Here is a 19,038-nt window from a genome sequence, read left to right as displayed (position 1 = left end):
TGAATATACTAAACCTAGTAATATATTTTTATCGGTAAAATAATATATTTCATAAAGCTAAAAAGTAATATTAAATCGAATATAATTACCACTCATGTATGTATATAATAAGTAAGATTTTAAATCTAGAGATTCCTTAGAATCATATAAAACAATAACTGTCCAAAAATAGACAGTTATTGTAAAGTTAAACCTCGTTTTATTCTTGGAGTTCCTCCCTAATCCCTAAGACTTTCAAGAGAGCGGATTCGTAATTGTGCACTTCTCTTAGTTCTGATCTCATCCAAATCTAACTCAAGTTCTGCTAATTGAGCTTGCAGTTCTTTTCTTTTCTTATCTGCTTTTGCAGATGTATCAAGAGCCAAGATAGAAATATTATAATTTGTTGTTGAAATTTCAGCTGACTTCTCTTTTATAAGTTTTTCATATTCATAATCTGAATAATCACCTATTGGAAATTGTCTCTGTAGCTCTGTTATTTTTTTATCAATAATAGAATGATTATTATCATTATCATACTTTGCAGTGTATTCGATTAGTATATTTTCCAATGATCTTAGTTGTAACTGCGCCCTTCTCGCTATAAGAAAATCATCTAACTCACTCTTCACTTTTCCAAGCTGTTCTTTAGCTTTTTTTAAATTCAACTTACCTTCATATGAATTATCCAATTCATATAAAGCGATATTTTCTTTTAATAGATTAATTTCTTTCAATATCTTGTTATAAGAACGTTTGAATTCATAATCACTTAATCTTCCAATAGGATAATAAATTTTTATTTTATCAATTTTTAATTGAACTTCTTTTGCAAGAAGAAGATACTCTGAACTGGATAATTCATTTGTAAAAAATGATTCCGTTGTAAAGTTCATCTTAACTTTACCTTCTAATGATTTACCTTTAAAATTTTTAACATTATTAACAATTAGTGAATATGTAGTATTAGGATTATAGCCTTGATTAATTGGTGTGACTAATACACGGTATTCATCTAAAGCTACTACTAAGCTTTCATAACGATTACCATTCGTATCAATAATATAGAAAGTGTCATTACTTACAGTAGAAACATCAATTGGCTCATTAAAAGTAATGGTCCATTCTTTTTCGACATTTATATTTGTTTTAGCTATCCATTCTGTATCGCTAGCATAAACGGTTTTAGTAAAACATAATAAAAATAGTAGGCATCCCATTAATTGAATAGTTTTTTTCACTCAAACATCTCCATTCATTGATATTATTCATTCTATATTCATTTAAAGTAGAAATAAAAGATTTACTATGAATAGTTTAGTAAATTCAGGAACTATTAATTATTTCAACTAAATTTTTGAAAATCTTGTCTTAAGACAGAAAAGACGAAAACACTTCAACCGTTCTGTTGCTCAAACAAAACATATGAGGAGTTTTCGCTTTTTACTACAGTTATCTTCTCTATTAATTTTATTAGAGCCATAATGCACAATATAATTTAAGTATTAACTACTCAATAGAAAGGATTGTAAACGTTGTAGTAGTATTTGGTTGCTTTAATTCTCCATTTACTTTTTCATACTCACTAACAGAAACACCTTTAGGATTTTGGCCCGCTGGCAATTTAGCTGCTGCTTGAAAATCATATACTTGATTACCCATCACTAAATAGGTTTGATAGCCCAATACGTCTTTGATAATTTTCTTTTTATCCTTCTTAGAAGATGCTTGAAAATCTTTTAAATTATAGACCAATTCATTCTTAATATAGAAACCAGCTACAACGTTTTTTTCACTTGCTAAAGCATTTTCTTTTACAGGTGCTGATAAAGAAATACTAAATAGTAGTACAGCAACTACTATAATTCGAAACATATTTTTCAATTTAATTTCCTCCTATACAGTATATATTTTCATTATAATCCAAATCATTGGCAATGAAAGTATATATTTTTAATTATTCTATTAATCAAGTAAAGTATTTTTTCACTTCTATGGTTACTTCTTTCGAAATCTCAATTGATGATAGTGATTCAAATTCACCATAGTCACTAGTCTTTTCATCACATCAATATCCTCTGGTGATGACATTGTATCGTTCGATGGGTGATTGTGCCCAACAATACAGCTAGCACTGTTCGATATTATTGCCAGTTTCAGTACATCTCTTGGATGCACTATCGAAGCATTAATAGAACCAGTGTGTACAACTTGCATCGCTGTTGGCTCATTTTTCGTTGACAAGCACAACACCACAAACTTCTCTCGATCCGAATCGCCAATGAAGTCACGAATGATGTTCGCTGCATCCTCTGATGAACGTACTCGTCTTCCTTCAAACAGTTGCGAGCCTTTTCTTTCTAGTACAACATCAACTGGTTGAATACGTTGGACTGATTGTTTCTTTTGCTTGTTTTCTATATGAATTCCTCCTTGAATTGAAAATAGCCCCTCACTCTAGTTGAAATGAAAGGCTTGTATTGATGATTCAGGGGTATAATATATGTCTATTTTTCTATTTAGTACGGAAAAATTATTACGTTAACTAGTTCTATAAAATAGTCCAGCAACTAAAAATATAATGGCTAACATTACAGTCACTAAGTTAATGACGTAAAGCCATTTAGGGACTACTTGATTGTCTTTCTCTGAAATTTTTATATCATCGTTTAAAATGAACTCCCTCTCTTCCACAGTTGCACCTTGTTGATATGCTTCTTCAACTCTTGCCTTATGTTTCTTTATTGCAGAAAGAGCAATGATGTTTAGTATAGCAAGTATGGTAACTAAATATAAAATGGTATTAGTGATTGACAAGTAAAACAGAAATGATGGTTCTATTTCATAAAGTAAGATTGGTGCAAGAATACAGATTACTAGAAATAGTATTGACATTTTAGTTGCTTCATACGATCATTCTACTATAAAAACACCATATTTTGTTACTATATTTCATTATCAATTGCTTCACCTGTCTATCTTCCAACATCCGCAGCGGAAACAAAACTAGAAGTAACACCTGTGTTGAACGGTCTTTATCATGCGTATAAAAAAATAGCGTAACCCTTGCATTTTTAAAAGCTTTCAATGAAAGGTTTATTTGTCATGTACTTTTTTACTCCTATTAATTTTCTCCGATTATTTTCTTTTCATATTGTCCAAAATAAATATATGTTTATGAATAAAAGAGAACCACCCAATGAAAAATAGGAGTGCCTCAACTAGAATTTTAGTTTTTGAAGGGGACAAGTGGAACTAAGTATTAAACTTACAGCCACTGGATTGACAGGCAGGGTTCGCTTTCCTTCATTTTTGGCATAAAACAGAAAAGCCACCCGGAGAAATTCAAAGGAATTCTCTCCGGATGGACTTTTTGAAAGCGACTAATAATGTTTAATTTAGTTTTATTAAGGTTTTACAACTGTTACTTTTACACCAGCTTTTTGAGTGTTAGGCGTACCAGCTGTATCTTCTACTACAGAAGAAGCTTTTGTTTCAACTGTAATATCTTTTGTTAAGTCAAGTGTAGTAACGAATGTTGGGGCAGTTGTTGCTACAGTAAATGTATTCGTATCAGCTCCACCAGTGATTACTACTTCAACACCATTGAATGTAAATGTACCGTCACCATTTGCATCAAGTTCACCTACTACATCAGAACCCTGTTTAACTTCCAGCGTTCCAGCGTTATCAGCAATCGTGAATGTAGTAGCAGCTGCATCAGCATTTGCTGTTGTTTGGTCAGTAAAGCTTACAATAGAAGAGTTAGCACCACCTGCTGTAGCAGAACCAGCCGCATCTGTACCTTGATCAATCGTAATTCTTACTTTTTTATTAAAACCAGATACTGCACTTGCTAGCAACTCATCAGCTTGAGCAAATGTAATAGCATCAGTACCTTGTTTGATAATGAAATCATTACCAATATCAGTACCAGTTAGGTTAATAGCTTCGCTATAAGTTAATTCAATTGTTTTGTTATCAATTGCCTTAGCACTTTGAAGTACTGGTGAAACATTATCTTCAACATCTACTGTACCTGTATAAGATTTAACAGTTTTAGTACCAGCAGTATTTTTGATATTTGCAACAGTAAAGATTGCTGCCGCGTCATCTTTTTCAACAGATTCAGCTGGTAAAGTAATTGTAGCTACCTTTTGAGCCGAATCAAGCGTAATTGTAGTTCCAGTTGGAAGTGGTTTTCCTGCTAATGTGTAGTTAGCAAGATCAGTTGCAGAGTTTGCTACCGCGCCACCTTTTACAGCTTCATCAAATGTAACTGTGATAACGTTTCCAGATGCTGTTGGTAGGTTACCTGAATCAAGCTCGAACTCAGTTACAGTTTCACCTTGACCGAAGTCAATTGTGTAATTGAATGTAGCTGATTTATTTGCTGTTTCAGCTTGGTCAGACACTAGCTCGGCAGCAAATGAGAATGCATATTTACCAGATATTTTAGCTGCCGCTGCTGGTTTATAAACAACCTTCTTATCCCCAGCTTGAACAGGATCTGCAGTTAGTCCACCAAGAAGAGTTGAAGTAACAATAACTCCATTTTCATTAACAATTGACGGTCCTGCAGGAGTTGCATCAGCTGCTAACCCTTCACTAAAGCTTACTTCAATAGCAGTAACTTTACCATCAGCATCTTTTACTACATTGTAGCCAGTTGCTACTGGTTTAACTGTATCTTTTGTAAGAGTAACTTTTTGTGTAGTTGCTTCAAGCTTGTTACCTAATGCATCTTCAATTCCATCAGAAAGTACTACTGTTAATGTTCTGCTGTCTTTGTTTGTATAAAGAGTATCACTTACTGGAATTAAGAATTGAGTATCATTTGAATCTGCAACAACTGTTGCAGTTCCTGAGTTTACAGCGGCTAAAGCTTCATCCTTAACAGCACCGTTTGCTAAAGCTGCAATTGTTTTAACAGTATCCATCTTCTTGTTGAATGTAACTAGGATTTGCTTATCACTTTGTGCAGATAATGTAGCTGTTGGAACAGTTGCATCGACACTTACAGTGAAATCAGCTGATACTAAAACTGTTTTATTTCCAGCTAGGTCTTCAAGGTTAATTAATTCTAACGTATGTGTTTTACCTGCTTCAAGAGAAAGACCTGTAATTGTAGCAGTATTTGTTCCGTTGAAATCAACATTAGCATATGCACCGTTAACTTTAACTAATGCTCCAGTTTTTACAGGTTCTGAAACTTTAACTGTAAGACTTTTCGCAACAGTACCATTTGTTTTAGCTTCAACACTTGCAATCGTTGGAGCAACTACATCTTCATAAGTAATAGTAGAAATATATTTAACAGTTTTCACTAGGTGGTCTGCTTTTGATTGAATTGGTTGAACAACAACAACTGCATTCGTCACATTGATAGGTGCGTTTGCAGTTAATGTTAATACTTTTCCATCGTTAGAAAGTGAGCGATTTGAAATCGTAACACCTTCAATTGAAGTGTTACCAGCAGTTTCAGCGTCTGCTTTATCAACAGGTTGATTAAATGTTACTTCAACTTGGGTAGCGTTAATCGCACTTACTGAAGTAACAGTTAATTCTGCTGCTGGAGCTTCATTGTCAACGATTCCGTTAGGAGTAAGTTTTTTACCAGTTTCTGCAGTGTATTCTTCTACAGTTTTACCCAAGCCTTCAACTTCGCTAGCTGGTGCATTTTGAATTTCTTCTTTAGTCATGTCATAAACTTTACCGTTTTGAACAAGTACTAATGCATTATCTTTAATATTTTCTGCTAAAAATGCTTTCTTAGCTGTTTTTGAAAGTTTTGCAAAGTCAGCTACTGGAACAAAAGTGCTTCCTGTGTAAAAACCTGGAGCCGTAGTTTCAGTTTCGTTTGCAAATGCTGCTACTGGAGTGATTGCTGATAGTGCAACCATTGTTGCTGCAGAGAATTTCACAATTTTACCCTTTTTCATCTATAATTTCCTCCCAAACTTATAGTATAGACCTAGATTTTCTAATCTAGGTCTATACAGATATTAATAGTTTCTATGAACTATTTAAATTCTACGTTAGTTGCTGCGCCTTCAGTGCCTTTTGCTTTAATAGCTTTTACTTTGTGGTCATAATCATTGTCACTGAATGTAACAGTGAATTTACCACTTGCATCTGGAGTAATAGTTACTGTGCGAGCAACTACAGAATCGTCTGCTAAAGTAAGTTCTAATTCAATAGAAGTAGCTTTTACGTCAGCAACTGTACCAGCTACTGTGTAGTCAAAGTTTCCTAATAATTGACCTAAGAAAGTTTCGTCAGCTACTGCAGTTGCAGAAGTAATAGCTGTTACGCCAACTGGTACAACTGATTTAAGTGCTGTACGAGCATCATTTAAAGCTTTTGCTGCTGCTGCTTTTACAGAGTCAGCTGCTGTAGGAGCTACAGCTTTTGCTGCTACTAATGCATCGTTATATACTTTCCAAGATTCTGCAGTGTAATCAGCTTCTTTTAAGTTAGCATTTTCTGCTTCTTTAATAGCTGTTGCTAAAGCTACTGCACCTGATTGTGCTGCAGCATTATCAACTGGTTTGTTACCAGTAGTAGCCACGCTGTAGATGTAGAATGTTGTTACGCCATCTTTTAGTTCATAAGTTACTTGAACAGTACCAGTTGCATTTGCTAAAGCTTTCTCGAAGTCTTCAGCAGTTGCGATTGGTGTGTTGTTTACGTTACGGTAGTAAACTTTCTCACCAACGTATGATACTGCATCTTTGCCTGCAAATTTAAGTGTTTGTTTAATAGAATCATAAGAATCTACTACACCAGTGTAAAGTGCAGGTACAACTGATGAATTTGTAAATGTTACAGAAGCAGTTTGAGTTGGAAGAATATTGCTTGCACCTGTTACGTTAACACTTACTGTATCAGCAGTGTCAGTTGTAACGCGAACAATTGCTTGACCATATGCATCTGATTTTACTTGGTAAGTTTTTGTATTACCTAAGTTTTGAGAAGCAGCTAATACTTTACCAGAAGCATCTTTTACAGTTGCATTACCAAATGTAGAAGTTACATCAAATGCTAAGTTGTATTCGTGAACTGTTTCTCCTGTAACTGTTACGTATTTAGGAATGTAAGCAACTGTACCATCTGGAGCTACTACTTTTTCCCAAATTAATTGAGTTGTGTCGCCTGTAATTTTATAACCTGTTGGACGGTAGTCAAATCCATTTTGGTCTACAGATTGGTAAGTGAAGAACGCATCTTTACCAGCAGTTGTAGATGAAATTGTACGACCATACTCATCAGTTACTTTTAATTTTGCATTATTCACAACTGGTGCTTTGAAGTAAGTTACTTCAGATACAGCTTGCACATCGTTTTTGTCAAGAGCTAGTTTGTCACCAGATGTATTTAGGAATACAGTTGGTTTTGCGAAAGTAGTTGCACCTTTACCAGCTACGTGGAATTGTGCTTTACCTTCTTTACCTACAGTTACTTTGTATGGAGTATCTGCTGTTACTTTTACAAAGTTTTCTTTTGCAGTTGAGAAGTAAACATCACCTTTGAAGTTACCATCTTCAAATGTTACATATGCAACTGTACCTTCAGGTGCTAATTTACCATCTTTGTCTGTTACAGTAACAGTGTAGTTACGGCCACCTACAGAGTTTTGATCGTAAGTTTTTGGTTCTGCTAGGAACTCTGCAGATTCTGCAGTACCTTCAGCAGCAACAGTAATCGCTAATTTATCGATTTTTGAGAATTTCACTGTTGGAGCTTCTGATTGTAATGCAAGTTTAGAGTAAGATAAATCAGTTACAGTTTTGTTAACTGATGATGGTAAGTAAACGATAGGTGTTGCAGATAAGTTAGAACCCCAAAGAGTAAATGTTGCTTCACCGTTAGCGTTTGTTTGTACTTTAGCATATTCATCTTTACCAGTAGTTAACTCATAAGGAGTTACAAAGTTACTGTTGTTATGATCTTGTACTTTAACGTCAACAATTTTATCTGGATTTACTTCTAAGTTTTCTTTAATTGCTACATAGTAAGTTGTGTTTTTAGCGCCAACTACTTTGTATGATTTTTTAGTATTGTTAGCTAATTCATTACCAGTTGTGATTTCAGAAACTGCTAATTGAATTTTGTTAGCCCAGTATACTTTACCAGTAGAAGAAACTGAAGATTTGCTAGTAGCGTAAGCTGCTACGTTATCGTTGTGCTCGTAGTAACGAGTGTAAGAGTAAGAAGCAACACCGTTTTCATCAGTTAAAGCTTCAACTTCGATTTTAGCATTCACGTTAGCGTTATCGCTTACGATGTTGAATGTTACTGGGATACCAGCTTTAGATTGACCTTCAGCTACAGTAACTTGAGCTTTAAGAGTTACTTCTTTACCAATAACTCCTTGTACTGATGTAGTTGTTACATCGATTTTCGTAGGAATTACAGCTGCAATACCTTTGAATTTACCGATTTCTTCTTCTTTATAAGATAAAACGTATTCTTTGTCAGCAGTTTGAGCTTCAGTAGTTAAAACAACAACTTTTTTGTTTGTTTGTTTAACAGAAGCGTTTTTAACTTCTAAACCATCGATTTTGAAGTTTGAAGCTTTTACGTCATCAACGTTCACTTCTTCGTCGAATGTTACTTCAACAGTTGTGTTGTTGATAGCTTTGATAGAAGCATCCACTGGAGTTTCAGCGTCAACTAGGTCAAGAGTACGTGAGAATACTACTGCAAAGTCTTGACGAGTGATTGATGCATTAGGGTTAAGGTTTAATTTACCGTTTGCTTCAGAACCAGTGAAGATTCCGTTAGCTACAGCTGTTTCTAAGTAAGATTTAGCCCATGGTTTTACTGAAGAAGCATCAGCGAATTGGCTTAGGCTTTCGCTACCTTCTAAACCGAAAGCGTCAACTAGGATTTTAGCTGCTTCTGAACGAGTTAATGATTTGTTAGGTGCGAATTCAGTTGCACTAACACCTTCAAAAATTCCGTTTGATACAGCTGCTGCGATTGCATCGTAGTACCAAGCGCCAGCTTTAACGTCTTTGAAATCTACAGATCCATCAGCTTCTAATTCTAATGCTTTTGTGAAGATTGTTGCAGCTTCTGCACGAGAAATAGTTTTAAGTGGGTTGAAGTTTCCGTTAGCATCACCTTGGATTACGCCGTTGTCAACTAGTGATTGAACCGCTTCTTTCGCGTAACCTGAGATTTTGTTGTAGTCATTTAATTGAGCAGCAGATGCTACAGGAACGATTGCTGATGCAACTAATGCAGCTGTTGCTGATGCCGCGAAAAACTTACGGCCTTTGTTTTGCTTTGCCATTAATGTATTCCTCCCTAAAATTCCTTAAATTGATATTAATCCAACGAAAACTATAGTACCGCCTTATTAGTTACCTAAATGTATGTATTATAGCTTTCTTGAATAATACAAAACTAAAGCAAATTTGTTAGTAAATTTACTAGAAAAAGAGTAGTAGAATACCATTCTAGTAAGTTTATTCACTTTCTACAATAATATAACACTAACTTTTCCTAAATTCAAGCACTGGGACATAAATTTAGTTATGAAAGCTTATTTTACCATACCTATTATGGTATATAATAGATACCAATAAGCTACCATCTATTTATTGTCTAAAATGTATTGGTAACATATAGTTCCGTTACCTATTATACCTTACTCTCAATAATAACCAAGCATTTTCTGGAATGGTTACTAAATTGTCAAAAATTAAAGACTCCCGTAATATTTTAGTTATAATTGTAAAGAAACAGAAATATAGAAGGCGTTTCTTAGCGAATTCTGCCACTCCCCCACCAACTTCACGAGTTTCTTCTTTATTAAGTAAATAATCAATTCTATCTGTCCCCATGTTGTAATAATAGATTGCCACTTTTTATGCTACACTTTTGATAGTTTGATAGAACATGATCAACTATTGAAGGGAGCTTGAAAAATGAAACGTAAATTTCCTCTTTATGGAGCAGTTTTGGCAGGTATGTTATATCTTGCCCCTACTACCGCTTCAGCAGAAGATATTTCAAAGCACTGGGCCTACCATGAAATGAACTATCTCATTACCAACGATTTAATGAAGGGCGACGAATTCGGCCATTATCGTCCGAATGATGCTGTCACTCGTGCTGAATTTGCTGCTTTTCTTGTCAGAACCCTGAATTTGCCAGCAGCTTCTAGTCAGGCAACCTTTGCAGATGTTAAAAAAGGTGACTGGTATTATGGAGTGGTTGAGCAAGCAAGCTATCACGGGTTAATTAAAGGTGACGAGCAAGGCAAGTTCCATCCGAATAATCATATTAATCGTCAGGAAATGGCGGCTATGTTAAAAAGAGCTCTTACTTATCAAAACATCAACACATCTTCCTCCCCTATTGCTTTTAGTGACAATGCACGCATTGCCAAATGGGCCTATGCAGATGTACAAGCTGTCGTCTCAACAGGACTACTTGTTGGGAAGCCGGATAATCAATTTGCACCTCTTGCTCAAACAACTCGTGCTGAGGCAGCTACCGTGCTCTATCGTTTAATCCATCTGGAAGCGCCTGGCACTGGTGGTAAGCAATACGTGACGACGAATTACTCACAAGATTACTCTTCTGTAGTGAGTAAACAAACAAAGAATAATCCAAAGGTCGATGGTGCTGGCATTTTCACGGCTAGCGAGGCACTAGTGTCATACTATGTACACCCAAAAAGCTTTATGCAAGATAGCCCATCTTATTATCAATTCTTAAAATTATCTACGGTAGTCAATAACCTGAGTGCAAAAGAGCTAAATGAGAAAGTACTTGCAAATAAAGGAAGCTTAGCTGGTACAGCAGATGCCTTCATTCAGGCTGGTGTCGACAATAAGATCAATGCTATTTATTTGGTCTCCCATGCCTTACATGAAACAGCTAATGGTGGTTCTGCTCTTATTAAAGGGATTGAGGTTGGCTTAGATACAAATGGCAAACCGATGATGGCGACACCAGAAAATCGCGATAAATTAACTGCTATTAAGACAACCTATAATGCTTACGGTATTGGCGCTATTGATGCCGATGCTAATAAGTACGGTGCTGAGCGTGCTTATACAAATGGTTGGTTTACTGTTCAGGATGCCATTATCGGTGGTGCCCAATTTGTAAAGGACCAGTACATTAGCAAGGGTCAAGATACGCTCTATAAAATGCGTTGGAATCCTGACAATCCGACAGTCCATCAATATGCAACACATGTGATGTGGGCCGTCATTCAAGCGAAAAAGATTTATGACATTTATGAATTGATTGGTGCTCATACGACAACAAATCTAGTGTTTGATGTACCTGCTTATCAAAGTCAATCTTCCGCTCCTGCATTACCAAGCCCAACGAAGCAATATGCAATGGATTTAGGTTTAGCTGGAGCAACAGGTAAGACGACGATTAATCTCAATATGAGAACATATCCAAATACAACAGATAATGCTTCGATTATTACGAATCTGCCAAAGGATACCTCCTTTAAAGTTCTTGGTGAAAATGGTGGTTGGTTGAAAGTAAGTGTCAATGGACAAGAAGGCTGGGTGTTTGATGATTATGTGAGTCTTGAAAATGGTTTACAAATTGTCAACATGAACATTACACTCAATGTTCGAAGTGAACCATCTACTACGAGTGCTATTTTAGGTACTGTTAAACCGAATGGCTTTATTATCGGCGTTGTAGACGATAAAGGTGAATTTGTAAAAAATGATGCCTGGTATCAGGTAATCTACAACGGAAAAACAGGCTGGGTGCATGGCGATTATATTGTAAAAAAATAATTTTAATAGGATGCGCCAAAGAAGAGTGCGATGTTGATTCGCACTCTTTTTGTTGGTCATTTTTTATCACGGAAATGTAAGCGCTATATAATAGAAGAAACTCGAAATTTTAGGCTATCATTTTCAAAGCGTTTCCCTAAAATTTAGTAAATTTCTACGCCTAAAAAGTGCGCTAAAAAGCTTCATATGATGATCCATATTCTTTTTAAAATTCGTATCTTATGAGAGCTATACCCTAGTTAATCACAGTTAAACCCATTATCGAAAATTTCCTGTCAATATTGCTTTTATGGTATGATAGATTGCAGTGAAAATGGAATTACAGAAAGGTTTGAACACTATATGAGGCATGTAACGATTATGGGCGTACCCTTTTTACATATTGGTCAGCAAGGGTTTGTTGATTTACTCGTTAATCGTATTGAACAGCAAGAAAAAACTTTCGTTGTGACAGCCAATCCTGAAGTTGTCATGCAGGCAAATGAAAATCCAACTGTCATGAATTACTTAAAGCAGGCAACTTACATTTGTGCGGATGGCATTGGTGTCGTTAAGGCTGCTCAAATTCTTGGTGATTCACTTCCAGAGCGTGTAACAGGCTATGATACGATGGTACGTCTGTTGGAAGTTGGTCAACAAAAGCGTTTTAAAATCTATTTATTAGGTGCTCAAAAGGAAACCATCGAAAAGACGGTTGCCAATATTCATAAGAACTATCCTAACGTTGATGTCGTTGGCTATCATGATGGCTACTTCGACTGGAATAATAATGATTTTGCAAAAGAAATTGCTACTCTACAACCTGATCTTGTATTTGTGGCATTAGGTGTACCAAGACAGGAAAAATGGATAACGGAAAACCTTGAGAAATTTTCAAAGGGTGTATTTATCGGTGTAGGTGGCTCTTTCGATGTCATCGCGGGCACTGTCAAACGTGCACCAGTTATTTGGCAAAAATTAAATCTTGAATGGCTCTATCGACTGTTACGCCAGCCAAGTCGATTTGGCAGAATGCTAGTACTTCCACGCTTCGCTTTAAAGGTATTCGCATTAAAGCTTAAAGGTCAGGGCAAAACAAAATGAGTCAGTCAACATTTGTTAAAAGTACACTCATCTTAACGATTGCGACCTTACTTTCAAAAGTAATCGGTAGTATCTTCCGTATACCACTTCAAAATATTGCTGGTGATGAAGTACTCGGTATTTTTAGTCTTGTCTATCCTGTTTATATGGTAGCACTTTATTTATCCGTTGCAGGTATCCCTATCGCTATTTCTAAGCTGATTGCGGAAGCCAAGTCGAGTCATGATACTGCCAAAATTAAGAAAATTTATGTGACTGCAAGAATCCTTGCATTATCCTTTGGCGTCATTAGTTTTACAATCATTTACGGCTTTTCAGAGCAGATAGCGAATGCACTTGGTGGGCCTTCAACAGAGATTGCCTTAATTATTGTTGCCCTCACATTACTGGTAGCACCCTATATGGCTGTCTATCGTGGATTTTTCCAAGGTTTTGGAGATATGCGACCTACTGCCATCTCGCAAGTGATTGAGCAGTTAGTACGTGTTGCGTTAATTTTAATTGTGGCGTATTTCCTAGTTGCGATGGATTATTCGAATGATATCGTAGCTGGGGGGATTATGGCAGGCTCTGTACTAGGAGCTCTCGGCTCACTTTTCTATTTACTCTTTAAATATTTCCGTTCTTCGGTAAAAGTGACGAGCAAGGAGAAATATTCTGGTAAGGATTTCTCTAAATACAGTAAAACCATTTTAAAAATTTCCATTCCAATCGCGATTGGTTCTGTCACAATGGCACTCTTTAACTTTGTAGATTCTTTTACGGTTACATATGGCTTAAGAAGTGCTGGTGCAGATGCTAGTGAGATCAGCTACCTTTATGGTATTTATGGTCGAGGACTAACATTAGTTCAAATTACGACTGTTTTTGCTTCTTCGATTATCTTACCGCTTGTACCGCTCATTACAACGAAGCTAGCTGAACGTAAATTGGATGAGACACGCAATATTATCGAAAAAACCCATCGTATGACACATCTTATTTCATGGCCAGCTGCGATTGGACTACTAGCCTTAACCTTGCCTTTAAATCTAGCTCTTTTTAAAGACTTAGAGGGAAGCTTAATGTTAGCCATCATCAATCTAAGCTCTGTCTTTACATCTCTGACTTTGCTTGGAACAGGTATTCTACAGGGCATGAATGCTGCCAAAACAGGGGCTATCATTATATTGAGTGGTGTTGTCCTTAAGGTGTTTTCTAACATCTTCCTTATTCAGGCATTCGGTTTAGATGGTGCTGCCTATGCAACTTTGCTAGTGTATTTTGTGTTATTTATTGTGAATTCTGTCTTTATTTATCGTACGATTCGCTTTACTGTCCTTGGAAAAGATACGGTAAAAATGATTGTGTCTTCGATTGTAATGGGAGCAGCAGTTGGATTACCAACACTTTGGCTTGACTTTACACATTGGTCAAGAATGACGTCAATGGGCTATCTAATTGTCGCAATCGTAGTTGGAGGGGCTCTTTACTTCCTTCTACTATGGCTAATGAAAGCTATTCATAAACAAGATCTAAAGAAAATCCCTGTTATCGGAAAAAGATTTTCATAAATAAGAGAGGTAGGACACTTATGTCAAAACAGAAATGGCTTTGGGGAATCATTGTTCTTTTACTCGTCGTTTCCTCTACAGGTATCATGATGAGGTGGAATGCGGAGCAATCGAATGATGCTTATGAGATTGTTATTCCCTATGATGAAATACAAACCGCAGAAAAAAATAGCGATCTAACAATGGATGAAATCCTTTCCTCATTAAAGGATGCTGGACTGAATACTGTGAGTCTAGAGCCCTTAACATTAAAGGAAATGGAAAAGCAAAACTTAATTACCGTTTATAAAGAAAATGAATTAGCCGCACAATTATTGTTTACACCTTATAAAGATGCTGTAGATATCTCTAATAGCGGCTATTATATTCGAGTGCCTGAAAATGAAAGCTACCAAAAGCTGATCATGGAGAGCGTTGAACCAGCGGAAGTACAAATAGGAGAAGAAGCTTTCTATTTCCTTCCTGCTTCTAACCACAATTTTGATTTAAAAACACCAATTGGCTACGATCAGCCTGCTATTGACATGATTAGTAAGCATGGACTAGCTCACATCTTTAAGGTAGAAAATGCAGATAATGAAGTAGCTAATGAAAAGTTGGTTAATCAATTAGTCGCTTTAAAAGAAGCTTCTGCTGGCCGCTTACTTGGTCAAGGTGATGAAGCTATTGGTTTTGGACAAGAAGATGGCAATCAATTAGTTGAAAAATTAAATGATGCTGGCTATTACTTCTACACAATTGAAAGTAACCCACTTAAAGGTGAAAGTAAAATCGCTCAAATGACGGATTACAATATGATTCGTTTGCATAGTATCAATGTCAACAGAGAGACTAAATTAAAGTTAAATGCAAGTATTGACCGTACAACACGTGCTGTCAAAGAGCGTAATATTCGCTCCATCTTCTATCATATTAAAACAACAGGCAATGCCAAAGAAAATGTAGAAGAAACGATTGATTACTTAAATGGCGTGCATGACACAATGCCAGATCATTTCCAACCAGGTGAACCAAAGCTGTTTGATAAAGTAGCCGTACCAGCTTGGGTTACAGCAGCCGTATTAGTAGCAGGTATTTTATTTACCTTTATCATTTCAGAATTAGTAAAATGGCTGCCTCTTCGTATCGCGGCAGCTGGCTTTATGGCTGTACTAGCCATTGCGTACTTTATCCTAAAAAGTACCCTTTTCTTACAAGCATTTGCACTCATTATTGCAGTCCTTGCACCAACCTATGCAGTCATCAAATCGGCGCAAGGTTCTACGAAGATGTCTAACATATTGGTCCAATATTTAAAAGCAGTAGCGATTAGTGTTATTGGTATTGTTATTGTTATTGGCTTATTGAATGGTAATGCCTTTATGACAGGGTTTGCAGTATTTAAAGGGGTTAAGCTTGTTTATCTTATTCCAATCATGGGTGTTTTATTATTTACAGTGATTGAGATTAACCGACTAGCAGATCAAAACATTAAGAACTCTTTATCGAATACAGTAACATTGTTAAATAAAGAACTAAAATATTGGCATGTGCTACTACTCGTTGTGTTGGCAGGTGTCGGATTATTTTACATTAGCAGAACAGGTAACTCTGGCTCTGTGAGTGATATGGAATTAGCCTTTAGACAATGGCTAGAAAATACATTGTATGTTCGACCAAGAACGAAGGAATTTTTAATTGGTTTCCCATTCTTTATTTTAGCGTTATATGTAATGGGTATTAATCGCAAATGGGGTAGCATTCTCCTTGTACCAGGTGTTATCGGTTTCTTATCCATCATGAATACATTTACTCACCTACACATCCCAGTAGCTGTTTCTGTCTTACGTACACTGTACAGTGTATCTCTTGGTCTTGTAGTAGGACTAGTGTTTATCCTACTCTTCAAAATCGGTTATCGTTGGGTTTCTAAGGCAATCGCGAGGTGGTCATAATGCACGTTGTTTTATCTGGCTATTATGGATTCGATAATGTCGGAGATGATGCCATTCTACTGTCCATCATCCAATCTCTCAAAAAGTGGCAAAATGATATAGAGATCACGGTATTATCTAATAACCCAGCAGCTACTGAGCAAACATATGGTGTCAAAGCCGTTAATCGTTGGAAAATGAAAGAAATTCGCCAATTACTTAAGACAGCAGATGGACTTATTAGTGGTGGCGGCAGCCTCATGCAGGATCAAACAGGCATGAAAACTATTCCTTACTATGCGGGCGTTATTCAAATCGCAAAATGGTTGAAGAAACCAGTATTTGTTTACGCCCAAGGCATGGGTCCGATTAATCACTCGCTTAGTAAATTCATTGTTCGTACAGTCTTTAATAAGGTCGAGCAAATAACCGTTAGAGATAGAGCCTCTCTAGCTCTTTTAACAGAGATCGGCGTACGAAAAGAAACAATGATAGTACCCGACCCTGTTATGGGACTAAACGGTAATGACTTTCATTGTGATTGGCTAGAAAATGAATCTTTGTCAGCCGATAGCTATATCTCGGTAAGTGTTCGTGACTGGCCTTCTGCTGTTGCCTACAAAGAAAAAATCGCACACAGCCTAGATGAATTAGCACGCCAGGGTGAGCAAATCGTCTTCCTCCCTATGCATGGTGAGCATGATTTTATCACTTCACAGGAAGTAGCAGCACTTATGAAGGAAAAGAGCTTGATTGCTCCTGCTGATTTATCCATTGAGGAGAAAATTGCCGTGATTGGTCAATCGCAACTATTAATAGGTATGCGACTACATTCCTTAATTTTCTCTGCAATCTATGCAACACCTTTTATTGCGATTTCGTATGATCCGAAAATTGATGCATTTGCTGATATCGTTGAACAACCTGTAATCGGTCATGTCGAAGTAGATGATTGGAATGGTGTGACATTGTTTGAACAAGCTGTGGCAATCCTTGAATCCTATACAATGGTTCAAGAAAAAATGCGCCAGGCTGTCATCCCATTGCAAGACGAAGCAACAGCAACAGCTAAATTAGCAATTGAAGCTTTTTCAAAATAAATATTAAAAAATGATGAATTTCAATTAACATTGAAATTCATCATTTTTTTCCTACTTCTAATAATTTTAATATCGATTGTGCTTGTTGCATATGCATGGCTAACACGTATTGACTTGCTTGCATCAAAATTTGCGCCTTCACCATATTCATCATCTCTTTTGCGATATCTGCATCTCGAATTCGAGACTCTGCTGCTTGTAAATTCTCTGCGGTGTTCACATTGGCATTGTAGGCATGTTCCAAGCGGTTTTGATAGGCGCCAAGTCGTGAGCGTTCATTGGAAACTCTTTTTAAAGCTTCATCCATTGAAGACATGGCTTTTTCCGCTTCCTCACGAGTCGCAATGGAAGCATCCTTCAAACCAAGTGCCTCGGACCCCATCCCATTGATAAATAATTCTATACTTTGCCCTGCATTGGCGCCTGCTTGAATCTTAATGCCATTTGTTTCATAATCCCCATTGAGTAATGTCTTCGTATTAAATTCTGTATCGGTCGATGTGCGCTGAATTTCCTTTTTTAATTCCTGGAACTCCAGATCTAATTTTTTACGATCCTCATCTGTTAATGTATCATTGGCTGCCTCAACTGCTAACTCACGCATACGCTGAATCATAGCATGTGTCTCATTCAGTGCCCCCTCTGCCGTCTGCACAAGAGAGATACCATCCTGTATATTCTTAGCCGCCATATTCAATCCACGAATTTGAGCACGCATTTTTTCAGAAATCGCCAGTCCAGCCGGATCATCCGCCGCACTATTAATCCGATAACCGGAAGAAATCCGTAGCATGGCTTTACTCATCGTACCATAATGACGATTCATATTATTCAGGATCGCCATCCCCGTTGCTGACCACTTACCAAGCATGATTTCACCACCTTCTTGACCTATATATCGGTTCATCCCCTCATCTATTGACTTTATTTTTGGAAATGGTTTCTAATTTTTTATGAGTTATTAACATTTTATAGTTGATTAACCACATCATAAAAGCACCTGCTTTTCATTTATGAAAAGTAGGTGCTTACTGGACAATCCATCTATTCAATTTTGAAACCTCCAAGTTGATGGCTCTTTTGCTGTAGCAACTCGAAAAAGAGTACTTTATCATTCTCTAATAATGCCTGATCAATTAAATGATCCAAATTTCTGTCCTCTAGCTCTGCAATAAGCTGGTCGATTTCGCCAACCGTCACAGTAGAAACCATCGGAATTTGTTGCTTTGGTGTAGCGCTTTCAAGTATTGGTGCTAGATGCTCGTGAACATTGGTAATAAGCAATAGTTGATAAAGTGGTAATCGAATAAAACGATTTCCTTTTTGGAAAACAAATACCTCAGATAAATTTTCAATTTGCTGTGTCTTCATGTTGATGATCATCTCTTTACCTTCTATGGGAATGAAATGGAAAATCTCATTCTCTTTTAAAATAGAGAAATATTGATAAGCAAATACGAGACGTAATTTATCTCCAGTAACTTTTGTGTAAAACGGCTTCATGTATTGAACTTGCATCATCTTTCATCCCTCCCTAGTTATCTGATTATTCAGATTTTAACACAAATCAAAAGCCTTGTTAACTATCTTTATTTCATTTTTTTCTTTCTGATCATTCAGC

The 19,038-nt window shown here is 36.5% G+C and carries 14 protein-coding genes; 5 read left to right on the top strand and 9 right to left on the bottom strand.

Features of this window, described 5'->3' with window-relative positions; all coding sequences use genetic code 11:
- Window positions 1-218: 218 nt before the first annotated feature.
- From MHB65_RS03065 to MHB65_RS03035, 7 genes are all read right to left on the bottom strand, one after another.
- Complete coding sequence (locus MHB65_RS03065) at window positions 219-1,220, bottom strand: Ig-like domain-containing protein (RefSeq protein WP_342442445.1); 1,002 nt, start codon at window positions 1,218-1,220, stop codon at window positions 219-221.
- Window positions 1,221-1,488: 268 nt separating this feature from the next.
- Entirely contained in the window at window positions 1,489-1,863 is a 375-nt protein-coding gene (locus tag MHB65_RS03060) for a hypothetical protein (RefSeq protein ID WP_342442444.1), read from the bottom strand.
- A gap of 114 nt (window positions 1,864-1,977) precedes the next feature.
- Entirely contained in the window at window positions 1,978-2,322 is a 345-nt protein-coding gene (locus tag MHB65_RS03055) for a JAB domain-containing protein (protein ID WP_342443692.1), read from the bottom strand.
- A gap of 198 nt (window positions 2,323-2,520) precedes the next feature.
- Complete coding sequence (locus MHB65_RS03050) at window positions 2,521-2,874, bottom strand: hypothetical protein (RefSeq protein WP_342442443.1); 354 nt, start codon at window positions 2,872-2,874, stop codon at window positions 2,521-2,523.
- A gap of 512 nt (window positions 2,875-3,386) precedes the next feature.
- Window positions 3,387-5,903 (bottom strand): hypothetical protein, encoded by a 2,517-nt coding sequence (locus MHB65_RS03045; protein ID WP_342442442.1) that lies wholly within the window; start codon window positions 5,901-5,903, stop codon window positions 3,387-3,389.
- Window positions 5,904-6,001: 98 nt separating this feature from the next.
- Window positions 6,002-9,280 (bottom strand): S-layer homology domain-containing protein, encoded by a 3,279-nt coding sequence (locus MHB65_RS03040; RefSeq protein WP_342442441.1) that lies wholly within the window; start codon window positions 9,278-9,280, stop codon window positions 6,002-6,004.
- Window positions 9,281-9,623: 343 nt separating this feature from the next.
- On the bottom strand, window positions 9,624-9,854 hold the full coding sequence (locus MHB65_RS03035; protein WP_342442440.1) for a hypothetical protein: 231 nt from the start codon (window positions 9,852-9,854) through the stop codon (window positions 9,624-9,626).
- 63 nt (window positions 9,855-9,917) lie between these two features.
- Here MHB65_RS03035 and MHB65_RS03030 point away from each other — a divergent pair, with 63 nt between their 5' ends.
- The 5 genes from MHB65_RS03030 (at window position 9,918) to csaB (ending at window position 17,417) form a co-directional block, all read left to right on the top strand.
- Window positions 9,918-11,768 carry an S-layer homology domain-containing protein gene (locus tag MHB65_RS03030; protein WP_342442439.1) on the top strand — a complete coding sequence of 617 codons (1,851 nt, stop codon included), beginning with the start codon at window positions 9,918-9,920 and terminating at the stop codon, window positions 11,766-11,768.
- A gap of 342 nt (window positions 11,769-12,110) precedes the next feature.
- Window positions 12,111-12,851, top strand: a complete 741-nt coding sequence (locus MHB65_RS03025; protein ID WP_342442438.1) for a WecB/TagA/CpsF family glycosyltransferase — start codon at window positions 12,111-12,113, stop codon at window positions 12,849-12,851.
- The gene (locus MHB65_RS03020; RefSeq protein ID WP_342442437.1) at window positions 12,848-14,404 is read left to right on the top strand and encodes a polysaccharide biosynthesis protein; all 1,557 of its coding nucleotides are present in this window, start codon (window positions 12,848-12,850) and stop codon (window positions 14,402-14,404) included. The genes MHB65_RS03025 and MHB65_RS03020 overlap by 4 nt, the downstream gene beginning before the upstream one ends.
- Window positions 14,405-14,424: 20 nt before the next feature.
- Window positions 14,425-16,338 carry a DUF5693 family protein gene (locus MHB65_RS03015; protein ID WP_342442436.1) on the top strand — a complete coding sequence of 638 codons (1,914 nt, stop codon included), beginning with the start codon at window positions 14,425-14,427 and terminating at the stop codon, window positions 16,336-16,338.
- Window positions 16,338-17,417 carry a polysaccharide pyruvyl transferase CsaB gene (gene csaB, locus MHB65_RS03010; RefSeq protein WP_342442435.1) on the top strand — a complete coding sequence of 360 codons (1,080 nt, stop codon included), beginning with the start codon at window positions 16,338-16,340 and terminating at the stop codon, window positions 17,415-17,417. The genes MHB65_RS03015 and csaB overlap by 1 nt, the downstream gene beginning before the upstream one ends.
- A gap of 40 nt (window positions 17,418-17,457) precedes the next feature.
- On the opposite strand, the gene MHB65_RS03005 is transcribed toward csaB, so the two are convergent.
- Together MHB65_RS03005 and MHB65_RS03000 are read right to left on the bottom strand one after the other, a co-directional pair.
- Entirely contained in the window at window positions 17,458-18,288 is an 831-nt protein-coding gene (locus MHB65_RS03005) for a flagellin (protein ID WP_342442434.1), read from the bottom strand.
- Window positions 18,289-18,461: 173 nt separating this feature from the next.
- Window positions 18,462-18,938 (bottom strand): transcriptional regulator, encoded by a 477-nt coding sequence (locus MHB65_RS03000; protein ID WP_342442433.1) that lies wholly within the window; start codon window positions 18,936-18,938, stop codon window positions 18,462-18,464.
- Window positions 18,939-19,038 lie beyond the last annotated feature (100 nt).

It is taken from the genome of Lysinibacillus sp. FSL K6-0075 (assembly GCF_038592945.1).
GTDB classification, from domain to species: domain Bacteria; phylum Bacillota; class Bacilli; order Bacillales_A; family Planococcaceae; genus Lysinibacillus; species Lysinibacillus fusiformis_F.
Note: the sequence above shows the minus strand (reverse complement) of the source record. Positions and strands in the feature narration are given on the sequence as shown.